This is a genomic window from Pikeienuella piscinae (assembly GCF_011044155.1).
Lineage (GTDB): Bacteria > Pseudomonadota > Alphaproteobacteria > Rhodobacterales > Rhodobacteraceae > Pikeienuella > Pikeienuella piscinae.
This window is the reverse complement of the sequence record NZ_CP049056.1, coordinates 1872297-1884089: the sequence shown is the minus strand read 5'-3', so window position 1 is coordinate 1884089 and position 11793 is coordinate 1872297. Positions and strand designations below refer to the sequence as shown.

Below are 11793 nucleotides of genomic sequence, written 5' to 3'. Positions count from 1 at the left end.
ACCACACATAATCCAGCGGAGAAGGCGTTTCTTCAGTCCTCTGGGAGATGATTCCGCGCGGACTAATTCAGCGGGCGAGCAACTCGCGCACGGCGCCCCTGATGGCGGCTTCGTCTTCGGGCGAGTCGCTCGGGTTGCCGGCGCGATGGCCGTGGATCGAGCGGAGGGGCCGCAACTCGGCGTTCGGCATCAACGCGGTTTCGATCCGGCTGTCCTCTGCGGTGAAGTAGAGGTCGGTGTCGGAAGGCATGACGATCGTCGGCGCGCGGATCGCGCCGAGCGCAGCCTTAAGATCGCCCTTGTAGGTCTCGTTCGTGGAAATATCTGAGCGGATCCAGGTTTCGATCATCGAGAGGAGATCGGTCGGATCGCGGCGCAGGAAATTCCCCTCCCACGCGCGGATCAGGTAATCCTCGCGGGAAGCGAAACCGGCCTCACGCCAGACTTCCTCACGGTAGAACGCCTGGCTCATCGCCCAGCCGGCGTAGATGCGCGCGAAGGCGCGGAGACCGCGAATCGGGCGGTCCCGGAACCAGCCGTCGCACCAGCCGGGGTCGGCGGTCAGCGCGGCGCGCAGACCCTCAAGAAAGAGCTTGTTGTGCGGGCTGGTGCGGGCGGAGGTGCAGGTGACGCAGATCCGCTCCACCCGGTCGGGGTGAAGCGCGCCCCAGTGGAGCGCCTGCTGCCCGCCCATCGACCAACCATAGATGAGCGCGATCCGCTCGACGCCGAGTTCCTCGCGTATAAGCCGATCCTGCGCCGCGATGTTGTCGAGATGGGTGAAAACCGGCGCGCGGCCATGCGTGAAGGGTTCCGGCAAATTGCTTGGGCTGGTTGAGAGCCCGTTGCCGAACTGGTTCGGAATGACGATGCAATGGGTCTCCGGGTCGAGGATGCGCCCCGGTCCGATCAGCCAGTCTATGTCAGTATGATGGGCGCCATAGGAGGTCGGATAGAGAATGAGGTTCGATTTCGCGGTGTTCAGTTCGCCATAGACCCGATAGGCGAGATGTGCGGCGGGGAGGCGAACGCCCGAGGCGAGCGTCACTGGCCCCAGCTCGAAAATCTGAAGCTCGTTCATCTGTATCCTCCCCTTTCGCTTCGCCGCAACGCTAGGCCGCGGCGGCGGTTGAGGTCCAGCGGAAGCGATGATCGGCCAGCGCGGTCTTTCCGATCCGGGGCCGCGCCGGCGGCGTCGCCTAGGCGCTGGCGCTAACGGTGGGTGGCCTGGCCCAGGGCGCCGCGCGCTCCAGCGCCGCGGCGAGGGCGAGCACTGTGTCGTCACGCGCGAAGCGACCGACGAACTGAACGCCGACCGGGAGCCCGTCGGGCGTCATGTGCATCGGCAAGCTAATCGCCGGCTGGCCGGTGGCGTTGAAGGGCGCGGTGAACGGGCAGACGCTGGAAAGCGTTTCAAGGAACCGTTCCAGATCGTCATGGCGGGTGTCCAGCGTTCCGAGCGGGACCGGCGGCGTCGCCATCGTCGGCGTGACGAGGATGTCGAACCGCTCCCAGAACGCCGAGAGTTTCCGCACCTCCCGGTTCATCACCATGGTCCGGGTCAGATGCTCGGCCAGTGTCGTCTCGCGCGCGAAAGCGAGCGCTGCGCGCGTGATCGGCTCCAACCCGAATTCCTCTTCCGCCCCCGGATCGCCTGGAAACATCGCGACAAGAGAGCCGAAGAGGATTCGGATCATCGTGTCTGTCAGGAGGGACGAATCGAAATCCGGCCCCGCCGCATCGACGTGATGGCCCATGTCCGTGAGAAGCTTGGCGGTTCTTTCGACCGCCGCGGCGCATTCGCCGTGGACCGGTTTTCCGTCGAATGTCTGCGTGATGAACCCGATGCGAAGCTGCTTCGGCGGGGTCTCGATCAGCCGTTCGAACGGGGTTTCGGGCTTTGGTGTGAAATAGGGCGCGCCGACATCCGGGCCGGTGGTGATGTCGAGGAGGGCGGCGCAGTCGCGCACCGAGCGTGTGACGGCGTGCTCGTGGCTCATGCCGAAATTCGGGTCGCCCCGGTGCGGGCCGAAGGCGTTCAGCCCGCGCGTGGGTTTCAGCCCGACGACGCCGTTGCACGAGGCCGGCGCCCGGATCGAACCTGCGCTGTCGGTCGCGTGCGCGGCCGGCAGCAGCCCCGCGCCGACCGCAGCGCCCGATCCGCCGCTGGAGCCGCCGGCGCTCCGGCCCGGGTTCCAGGGGTTGAGCGTCGCCCCCCAGAGATCCGGCTCGGTGGAGACGGACAGCCCGAACTCGGGCGAATTGGTGCGGCCGAGAATGCCGAAGCCGGCGGCGCGTATGCGACTGAAAGTGGTCGAATCGAAATCGAAGACCTGCCCCTTAAAGCGTCGACTACCATTGGCGAGCGGCAGGCCTTTCACCGGCGCGTGGAGATCCTTCGCAAGCCATGGCGCCCCGAGAAAGCGCGGTCGCGTCTTTCGCGCGTCGAGTTCAGCCAGGGCTTCTTCGAACTGGGTGACGACGACGGCGTTGATGGCGGGGTTGATCGCCTCGATTTCGCGGATTGCGGTCAGCAACACGTCGCGCGGGCTGAGATCGCCGGCGGCGACGAGCGCCGCGAGCCCGACGAGATCCTGATCCACCCATTCGTCATGCGTCATCATCGGGCGACCCCCCTTATTCCGCCGCCGACGAAAGCGTCGGGTTTCGCAGTGTCATGTCAGGAGGTGCGAATACCACGGCGCGTGTCAAACACGATCCTGGCGGAATGTGCGCCGTCCCGCTCTTTGCGCGTCCGCCGCGCCTGGCGACTCACCTCGGCATTCGGAAAAAAACTCCGGCTCCGTGGCGACGCCCGATCACATGCTTTCGTCTTGAACAGCGGTTTGTCCGGCGGGCGTGGCGCGCCCGCCGGCTGGCGTCTTATCGCGGATCGTTGACCACGATATAGGTCACGTTCGATCCGCTATATTGCGGTTGATACCACGTGCCGCCGCATTCCCGGTAGCCGATGCCGGAATAGGTGTAGGTCGTGCAATTCGGCGGAAGCGTGGAGACGATCGCGCCGATCGTAACGGCCGTCGCCACGCCGGCGACGAAGCCTCCGGCGCCATAGCCCCAACCGCCGCCACGATAGTGATGATCGACGTCGATATCCACGTGCCGCGAGCGGTCGATATCGCGATTGACGTTTCGGTTGACGTTGTTGTTGCGATTTCGGTTGGTGTTGTTGTTGCGGTTATGATTGGCGTTCGCATTGCGGTTGCCGCCGCGGTTCGCGTTCTTGTGGACGTTCTGGCGCCCGCCGCTGCGGACGGCGCCGCCGCCGCGATGGCCGCCGCCGGCTCGCGCTCCGCCGCCTCTGCCGCCCCCACGCGCTCCGCCGCCTCTGCCGCCGCCTCTGCCGCCGCGCGCCTCCGCGGGTTCGGCCGACATCGTCAGGACCAGAGGCGCCGTGAGCGCGACGGCGGCGGTGAAGTTCGTCATGATCGGCGTGGTCGGAAGCGCCAGCGCGACGGCGGCGATCGATGGAATAAGAAACCGCATTTCGGTTCTCCTGAATTACTTTTTGTCTTTAGCGGTCATGTCTTCAGCCGTCGCGAAAGTGATCCGCTGGGACTCCTCCGGGGGCGCAAAGGTAAAGCGCTGGTCGGCGAATTCCGTTTTTGGGGTCACCGTCACGGTAGCCTGGAATATCGGGTGCGCGTCGTCCGTCTTGTCGACGATCATGTACCCACAGGGCAGCAGAGCTTCGACGTCCTCGATCCAGATTTGCCAGTCGATATCTTCCTGCCGGAACGCATAATGATCGCAGACGCGATCGCCCATGAGGGTCTGGCCGACATAGCGCGCGGCGGTGATGGCGTCGAAATCATCCGATTCGGTGCCCCAGAGGAAGAGATCCGCCAACGGCAGTTCGAGATCATGTTTCTCGGACGCGAACGCGATCATTTCCGCGATCGTGCCCTTGAACTCGGCATCGGCGTAGTAACGGATCTTGGGCGACCAGAGCGTCGCTTTTTCGCCGTTGAAATAGAAGATGCGCGACCGTTCTTCCGAAAATCGCTCGATCCGCAATCCGTGCGGCGGGTCGGCGTCGATCCGGACCTGTTCGATGACCGCGGTCTTCTCGCCGCTCTCGAACACCTCCTCCCACAACAGGGCGGCCTTGATGGAGAAAGCCGGCAATTCACGCAGTTTAGCGCCCATATCCTTTACGGCTTGCACCACCTCCGGATCGACAGCCGGCGCCTCGTCGGCGGCTTCGGTGGTGGTTTCAGCGTTCTGGGCGACGGCGCCGCCGGCGAAGAGCGCGGCGCCAAACGCCGCGGCGGCGGCCAGCCTCGCACCCTGACTGAAGATCGTTCTGGTCATAATTCGCCTTTCAAATCGTGTTCTTTCGCCTGTCGGCGGCGCGAAATATGGCGGGCGGGGGCGCGCCAAATGTTCCCACGCTGATTGAGGATTGAACAATCCGGCGCAATTCGCAATTGAAATCACGACTCCTTCACACCGGGGACGCGGCGTCAGGCGTCGCGGCGCGAAGCGATCAGCGCGCCGAGGCGCCGGAGCGCGAGCGTATAGCCATCGACGCCGAACCCGGCGATCACGCCGTCCGCGCGGTGCGAGACATAGGAATGGTGGCGAAACGATTCGCGTTTGTGGACATTGGAGATGTGCACTTCGAAAACCGGCCCTTCGAACGCGTTGAGCGCATCGAGAATCGCGACGGAAGTGTGGGTGAAAGCGGCGGGGTTGATCACGACGCCGCAGGCCGCCTCGCGCGCTTCGTGGATCCAGTCAATGATCTGATGCTCGGCGTTTGACTGGTGAAAACGAATATCGAGGCCGAACGTGGCGGCCGTCTCTCGGCAGGCGGCTTCGACATCCGAGAGCGTCTCGCGCCCATAGATCTCCGGTTGGCGTTTGCCGAGGAGGTTCAGGTTGGGGCCGTTCAGGATATAGACGAGTTCTGGCATATCGGGGCTTTCGGTCGTTTCTGCATGGTGAACCGATGGGACCCGCCGGACATACAGCATTTGCCGGTGGACGGGCGACCGGAATTCGCGGCGGCGACTCGCTCGCGCCCCGGCTCGGGCGTGAGATCGGAAAACTCTGCGCCGGGGCTGACGCAGTGGCGTTGATGCATGGCCTCGCGCGTGGGTTCGCGGATCGTCTCGGGGGCTAGTCGTCTCATGGCGTTGGCGAGACGATCCGATCCCAGCGCAGGCGGAATGCTTCCGGCTCGAAAGCGGGCGCAAGGCCGATCGCGACGGCGCGGGTCGGCGCGGCGTCGCATGGCGTCAACTCGTGAAGGCGGCCGACCAGATGCGCCTTGACCGCGCCGCCGCCCTTGAGCGCGATGCGGCCTTTGAAACGGAAGAGTCCGGCCGGCGGGCCGTTTAGAAGCGCTTCCAGATCCGCGCGGGTGAGATAGCCGCCCGTCGTCGACCACGACCGATAGGCCGCGCCGTGATCGTGACCGTGCGCATGATCGTGGTCTGAGGCGTTCGGCGCTTCCGCTTCGCGCGGCTCGAGGATCAGTTCCTCGGCCTGTTCCGGCGCGATGACCCAGATGCCGTTCGGCGCGCCGTTGACGTGATAGGGCCAGCGGAGCCGGGCGGTGTAGCCTTGGATCGAGCCGTCGAGCACCAGTTTCACGCCGCCGAGCCGCAGCATGTCTGTGGCTTTCGCCCTGAGCTCCAGCGCCCGCGGGCCGACCTCTTTCGGCGGCATCATCGCCGCGCCCAGCATCGGCACGATGCGGAGCGGTAAATCCGCCGCCCCGGTGGTGGCGAACAGCGTCGCGAGGTCCTTGTCGGGAAGTTCGGCGTGCAGGTCGGTCATCGTTGTCGTGCCGGTCTGCCGCGCGATGCTGGCGAAGGCCTTGATGCTGTCGAGATGGGCGGAGAGCGCGCGGAAATCCACACCCACCCGGCGCATCAACGGGAACATCGCCGCCATTTCCTGCAATTCGCCGTTCAGCTCGCCATCCGGCCCCTTGGCGACGCCGGTGACGTTGGTCTCGCGCGTGTAGCCCGCAAGCGCCAGCGCCGGCGAGTTCGCGGTCAGCAGGTGGAAATTCGAGTGCTGGACGACGATCGGGCGGGTCGCCGAGACGGCGTCGAGATGGCGGCGGTTCAGCCGCTCGGTTGGCAGGAAGATCGGGTCGAACCCCCAGGCGAAGAGCGGTTTTTCCGGTGGCTCGCCGGCGACGGTCATCGCTTTCGCGGCCTTTTTCAGCCCGGAGATGACATCGTCGATGGCGGAGAGGCCGGGCCAGAGTTTGCCATCGGTGTCGATCCGGTCGTGATAGCCGACATAGGGATAGCGCCACATCGCCCCCGCCATCATGTGCGCGTGCCCCTCGACGAAACCGGGCGTCAGCACCGCCCCGGCGAGCCGCTCGTCGATCTGGTCGCCGCCCCATTGCTTGGCGCAGTCGGCGCCGCCGCTATTCTCGCCATGCTGGCGCCATTCGCGCCGCTGAAGGCGGAAGGTTCACTGATTATTCTGTCAACCCAGGCGCCGCGGCATCTGAACGGCGCGGTGCAGTCCGGCACGGCCACTGCGATGCCGTCGACGCAGATTTTCGCCTCGCCTTTGCGATATGACGAGAACTGGAACCCGCAGCCCTATCTTGCGGAAAGCTGGGATGTGTCGGAGGACGGGCTCACGGTCACGCTCAACCTCGTTCACAACGCGACCTTCCATGACGGGGTTCCAGTCACCTCCGAAGATGTCGCCTTCTCGATTAAGACGACGAAGGCGAACCATCCCTTCAAGACCATGTTCGCGCCGGTCGAGGCGGTGGAGACGCCGGACGACTACACCCCGTGATCAAGCTGTCGCAGCCGCACCCGGCGCTCCTGCTCGCTCTCTCACCCGCGCTCGCCCCGGTCATACCGAAGCACATCTATGATGACGGGCAGGGCATGAAGAGCCACCCCGCCAACACCGCGCCGGTCGGCTCCGGCCGTTCATGCTGGAGAGTTTCACGCCGGGCGAGGCGACGATCCTGAAGAAGAATCCGAATTTCCTCCGTGAGGGCTATCCGAAGCTCGACGAGATCATCATTCGTATCGTGAAGGACCAGAACGCGCTGATGATCGCGATGGAAAACGGCGAGGCGGACATGTTTCCGTTCATCACCACCTCCACCGGAATCAAGCGGATGGAAGCGGTGGACTGGCTGGAGGTGACCGATCAGGGCTAAGCCGGCATCGGCCCGATAACTGGCTCGCGTTCAACACCGCGTCCGAGAAGCTCTCGGACAAGCGGGTGCGCCAGGCGATCGCCTATGCGGTGGACCGGGAGTTCATCACCAAGGCGCTGATGCGCGGCGTCGCCAAACCGCAGCGCAGCCCGATCATCGAATCCTCTCCGTTTTTCGACGAGACGATCGAGCCCTATGACGTCGATCTCGACAAGGCGAACGCTTTAGTGGCGGAAGCCGGGTTCGGCGACGGGATGGAGTTGACCGTCGATTATCTTCCCGGTGTCGACGAGCAGCAGAAGAACGTCGCCGAATATCTGAAATCACAGCTCAAGAAGATCGGGATCGACGTCACAGTCCGGCCCTCGCCTGATTTTCCGACCTGGGCGGGGCGCATCTCCGGCCATGATTTCGATATGACGATGGATGTGGTGTTCAACTGGGGCGACCCGGTGATCGGCGTCCATCGCACCTACCTCTCCTCGAACATCGTCAAGGGCGTGATCTGGTCCAACACCCAGTCCTATTCCAACCCGAAGGTCGACGAGATACTGAATGCGGCGGCGGTGGAGGTCGATCCGGCGAAACGCAAGGCGCTCTACACCGAGTTCCAGCGCATCGTGGCCGAAGACATGCCGGTCTACTGGATCAATGCTTCACCCTATCACACCGCCTATGACAAGCGGCTCGGCGATCCGCCGCTGACAATCTGGGGGCCGATGTCGCCGATGGATGAGGTTTACTGGAAAGAGCCGAAAGAATGACGCGCGAGCGCCGGGCGGCCCTGTCGCCCGGCGCTCGCTGAAGGGGAGGCGACATGGCCGGGTACATCATCAGACGACTCGGCTACGGCGTGCTTCTGATGGCCGGGGTCGTCATCCTGAACTTCTTTCTTATCCGTCTTGCGCCGGGCGACCCGGCCGAGGTGATCGCCGGCGACATGGGCGGCGCCACGGCGGAGGTAATGGCCTCGATCCGCGCCGATTACGGGTTGGATCAGCCGCTTTATGTGCAGCTCGGGCGGTATCTCGGCGATATGGCGCAAGGCGATCTCGGAGAATCCTACTTCTTCAACCGGCCGCTGGCGGAGCTGATCGGCGCGCGGATCGGGCCGACGCTTCTGCTGGTGATCGCCGCGCAAATCATCGCCATCGTGATCGGCACCGCGGCGGGGGTCATGGCCGCGCGCAAGCCGAACGGGCCGCTTTCGGGCGTCGTCGCCGTCATCTCGACGATTGGGTACGCGGTTCCCGTCTTCTGGATGGGGATCATGCTGATCATCCTTTTCGCCTCCATCATTCCAATCTTCCCGGTCGAGGGAATGGCGGATATCCGCCTGCGCGACGCGAGCTGGATTGAGCGGATGATCGACATCCTGCATCACCTCGCGCTGCCGGCCTTCTCGCTGGCGGTCATCTTTCTCGCGATCTATGCGCGGCTGGCGCGCGCCTCGATGCTGGACGTGCTCGGCGCGGATTATGTGCGCACGGCGCGCGCCAAGGGCGCTTCCGAGCGCTCGGTGCTCTTCCATCATGCGCTGCGCAACGCCGCTCTGCCGATCATCACAGTCGCCGGGTTGCAGTTCGGGGGCCTGATCTCCGGCGCGCTGCTGGTCGAGACTGTGTTCAACTGGCCGGGGATGGGCACGCTGGCGTTCGACGCGATCCTGAGACGGGATTACACGCTGCTGCTTGGCGTTCTGTTCTGCGCCGCGGCGATGGTCGTGATCGCCAATATCGTCACCGATCTGGCCTATCGCATCGCCGATCCGCGGCTTCGGGGAGAGAACTGATGGCCGAAGCCCAGAGCCCGATCCGCGAAGCCTGGATCATGTTCCGGCGGAACAGGCCGGCGATGGCCGGGCTGTGCTTGCTGATCGTGATCGTTCTTCTGACGCTCTACGGCGTGCTCTTTTATGGCGGCGACCCCTATGAGATCGTCTGGGCGCCGCATGAGCCGCCGGGCGTGACGCCGGAATTCATGCTCGGGACCGACTATCTCGGCCGCGATCTCATCGCCGGACTTCTGATGGGGGGCGGGCCGACGCTGGCGGTTGGCGGTGCGGCGGCGCTGCTGACCATGGTCATCGGAGTCTCCATCGGGGCCATGTCCGGCTATTTCGGCGGCCGCGTCGACAACGCGCTGATGCGCTTCACCGAGTTCTTTCAGGTTCTGCCGGCGCTTCTCTTCGCGATGGTGCTGGTGACGCTCTTCTCACCCTCGCTCACCATCATCGCCATCGCCATCGGCGTGGTGAGCTGGCCGCAGACCGCGCGGCTGACGCGGGCGGAGTTCCTGAAGATCAAGCGGCTCGAATATGTCACCGCCGCCCGCGCCATCGGCGCGCAGAACGGGCGGATCATGTGGCGGGTGATCCTGCCGAACGCGCTGCCGCCGCTGATCGTCTCGGCGACGCTGACCATCGGCGTCGCGATCCTCTTCGAGGCCGGGCTTTCCTTTCTCGGGCTTGGCGATCCGAACACCATGAGCTGGGGGCTGATGATCGGCGCGAACCGGGCCTATATCCTGACGGCGTGGTGGCCGGTGACCTTTCCGGGAATCGCCATTTTTCTCACCGTCTTTGCAGTTTCGCTGATCGGCGACGGGCTGAACGACGCCTTCAACCCAAAACTGAGGGAGCGCTGAGATGGCGCTTCTCGATATCGAGGGTCTGCGGGTCGAGTTTTCCACCCGCTATGGTCCGGTGACGGCGCTGGACGGCGTTTCACTTCAGGTGGAAGCGGGCGAGACGCTTGGCGTCGTCGGGGAATCCGGTTGCGGCAAGTCGATCACCGCGCTCTCCGCGATGGGGCTGGTGCCCTCGCCGCCCGGGCGGGTCGCCGCCGGCTCGATCAGGCTGGATGGCGAGGAGTTGATCGGCGCTTCGCCGCGCCGGTTGCGCCAGTTGCGCGGGGCCGAGATGGCGATGATCTTCCAGGAGCCGATGACCTCGCTCAATCCGGTGTTCACCGCCGGCGATCAGATCGCCGAGGCCATCATGCTGCATCGCAAGACCGGCCGCGGCGCAGCGATGAAGGAGGCGGTGGCGCTTCTCGACCGCGTCGGGATTCCCGAAGCGAAACGGCGCGCGGCGGATTTTCCGCACCAGCTTTCAGGGGGCATGCGCCAGCGGGTGATGATCGCCATGGCGGTCTCGTGTCGTCCGAAGGTGCTGATCGCGGATGAGCCGACGACGGCGCTCGACGTCACCGTGCAAGCGCAGATCTTCGACCTTCTGAACGACATCCAGCGCGATCTCGGCACGGCGATCATCCTCATCACCCACGACATGGGCGCGATCGCGGAAATGGCCGACCGGGTGGCGGTGATGTACGCCGGAAGGGTGATCGAGGAAGGCGCGGCGGACGCCATTCTCGACGATCCGAAACATCCCTATGCGCGCGGGCTGATCGCCTGCATCCCCAATATCGGCAAGGGCGAGAGCGGGACGCCGCCGCCGCTGGCGGAGATTCCGGGCGTCGTGCCGCCGCTCCATCTTCTCGGCGACGGTTGCGCTTTCGCCGAGCGCTGCGCATATCGGTTCGAGCGGTGCGACCGGGAATCGCCGCGCCTCTCCGGCGAGGCGGGTCACCCGGCCGCCTGCCACGCCGTGGAGGAGGGGCGGATATGAGCGCGATCCTCGAAGCCCGCGCGCTGACCGTCAGTTTCCCGATGCCGCGCCGTTCGCTGTTCGCGCCGCGCCAGCACCTCTCCGCCGTGCGCGACGTCGATTTCGTGCTGGAGGCGGGCCGGACGCTCGGCATCGTCGGAGAGAGCGGCTCCGGCAAGACAACAACCGCGATGGCGGCGATTCGGCTGACCGGCCCCGCGACCGGCAAGGTGCTGTTTCAGGGCGAGGATCTTTTCACCCTCGCGCCGGAGGCGATGCGCGAGCGGCGCAAAGACATCCAGCTTATCTTTCAGGATCCCTATTCCTCGCTCAATCCGCGCGACCGGGTGAATCATATCGTTCGCGAACCGCTCGACCTTCTGAAGGTCGGCGACGCCGCCAGCCGGGATGCGCGGGTCGAGGAGCTTTTTGGGTTGGTCGGGCTTCGGCGCGATCAGCTCAATCTCTTTCCGCATCAGTTCTCCGGCGGGCAGCGCCAGCGGATCTCCATCGCGCGGGCGCTGGCGACCAATCCGAAACTCATTGTCTGCGACGAGCCAGTCTCGGCGCTCGATGTCGCGATTCAGGCCCAGATCCTGAATCTTCTGGTGAAGCTGCAAGATGAATTGGGTCTGAGTTTCCTGTTCATCAGCCACGACCTCGGCGTGGTGCGGCAGATCTGTCATGACATCGCGGTGATGTATCTCGGCCGGATCGTCGAGCAGGCGCCTCGCGAGGCGCTGTTCAGCGCGCCGCGCCACCCCTACACGGTGGCGCTGCTGGCCGCCGCGCCGTCGCTCGCGCGGCGGAAATCGCGGGGCTATGTGCGGCCGGCGAAGCTGAAGGGCGACCCGCCGAGCCCGATCAACCCGCCGCCTGGCTGCGCCTTCTCCGCGCGCTGTCCGAAGGCGCAGGCGATCTGCCGGGAGGAGCGGCCGGAACTCGCCCCGCTCGGGGCCGGGCGCGTCGCCTGCCATTTTCCTGAAGGCGCGGCCTGAAGGCGGCC

General features: G+C 65.1%; 13 protein-coding genes. 7 read left to right on the top strand and 6 right to left on the bottom strand.

The window, feature by feature from the left end:
- Window positions 1-67: 67 nt before the first annotated feature.
- The 6 genes from G5B40_RS09110 to G5B40_RS09085 all read right to left on the bottom strand — a co-directional run bounded on the left by G5B40_RS09110 (window position 68) and on the right by G5B40_RS09085 (window position 6315).
- The gene (locus G5B40_RS09110; protein WP_165097738.1) at window positions 68-1081 is read right to left on the bottom strand and encodes an alpha/beta fold hydrolase; all 1014 of its coding nucleotides are present in this window, start codon (window positions 1079-1081) and stop codon (window positions 68-70) included.
- 118 nt (window positions 1082-1199) lie between these two features.
- Window positions 1200-2624, bottom strand: a complete 1425-nt coding sequence (locus tag G5B40_RS09105) for an amidase (protein WP_165097736.1) — start codon at window positions 2622-2624, stop codon at window positions 1200-1202.
- Window positions 2625-2883: 259 nt separating this feature from the next.
- Window positions 2884-3507, bottom strand: coding sequence for a hypothetical protein (locus G5B40_RS09100; protein WP_165097734.1), 624 nt, complete (start codon window positions 3505-3507; stop codon window positions 2884-2886).
- A gap of 15 nt (window positions 3508-3522) precedes the next feature.
- Window positions 3523-4461 carry a DUF2092 domain-containing protein gene (locus G5B40_RS09095; protein ID WP_165097732.1) on the bottom strand — a complete coding sequence of 313 codons (939 nt, stop codon included), beginning with the start codon at window positions 4459-4461 and terminating at the stop codon, window positions 3523-3525.
- Between the two features lie 26 nt (window positions 4462-4487).
- The gene (gene aroQ, locus G5B40_RS09090) at window positions 4488-4940 is read right to left on the bottom strand and encodes a type II 3-dehydroquinate dehydratase (RefSeq protein ID WP_165097730.1); all 453 of its coding nucleotides are present in this window, start codon (window positions 4938-4940) and stop codon (window positions 4488-4490) included.
- A gap of 214 nt (window positions 4941-5154) precedes the next feature.
- Window positions 5155-6315: an amidohydrolase family protein gene (locus tag G5B40_RS09085; RefSeq protein WP_246209841.1), complete on the bottom strand. Its 1161-nt coding sequence runs from the start codon at window positions 6313-6315 to the stop codon at window positions 5155-5157.
- A gap of 6 nt (window positions 6316-6321) precedes the next feature.
- Here G5B40_RS09085 and G5B40_RS21385 point away from each other — a divergent pair, with 6 nt between their 5' ends.
- The 7 genes from G5B40_RS21385 to G5B40_RS09060 all read left to right on the top strand — a co-directional run bounded on the left by G5B40_RS21385 (window position 6322) and on the right by G5B40_RS09060 (window position 11785).
- A complete protein-coding gene (locus G5B40_RS21385; RefSeq protein ID WP_211907436.1) occupies window positions 6322-6801 on the top strand; it encodes an ABC transporter substrate-binding protein in 480 nt (159 codons plus the stop codon).
- Between the two features lie 142 nt (window positions 6802-6943).
- Window positions 6944-7177, top strand: a complete 234-nt coding sequence (locus tag G5B40_RS21380) for an ABC transporter substrate-binding protein (RefSeq protein ID WP_211907435.1) — start codon at window positions 6944-6946, stop codon at window positions 7175-7177.
- A 65-nt stretch (window positions 7178-7242) separates the two neighbouring features.
- On the top strand, window positions 7243-7941 hold the full coding sequence (locus tag G5B40_RS21375; RefSeq protein ID WP_281350572.1) for an ABC transporter substrate-binding protein: 699 nt from the start codon (window positions 7243-7245) through the stop codon (window positions 7939-7941).
- 53 nt (window positions 7942-7994) lie between these two features.
- Window positions 7995-8969 (top strand): ABC transporter permease, encoded by a 975-nt coding sequence (locus G5B40_RS09075; protein ID WP_165097726.1) that lies wholly within the window; start codon window positions 7995-7997, stop codon window positions 8967-8969.
- Window positions 8969-9823: an ABC transporter permease gene (locus G5B40_RS09070; RefSeq protein ID WP_179961612.1), complete on the top strand. Its 855-nt coding sequence runs from the start codon at window positions 8969-8971 to the stop codon at window positions 9821-9823. Before G5B40_RS09075 ends, G5B40_RS09070 begins: the two co-directional genes overlap by 1 nt.
- 1 nt (window position 9824) lies before the next feature.
- The gene (locus tag G5B40_RS09065) at window positions 9825-10808 is read left to right on the top strand and encodes an ABC transporter ATP-binding protein (RefSeq protein WP_165097724.1); all 984 of its coding nucleotides are present in this window, start codon (window positions 9825-9827) and stop codon (window positions 10806-10808) included.
- Window positions 10805-11785 (top strand): ABC transporter ATP-binding protein, encoded by a 981-nt coding sequence (locus G5B40_RS09060; protein ID WP_165097722.1) that lies wholly within the window; start codon window positions 10805-10807, stop codon window positions 11783-11785. The genes G5B40_RS09065 and G5B40_RS09060 overlap by 4 nt, the downstream gene beginning before the upstream one ends.
- The last annotated feature ends 8 nt before the right edge of the window (window positions 11786-11793 follow it).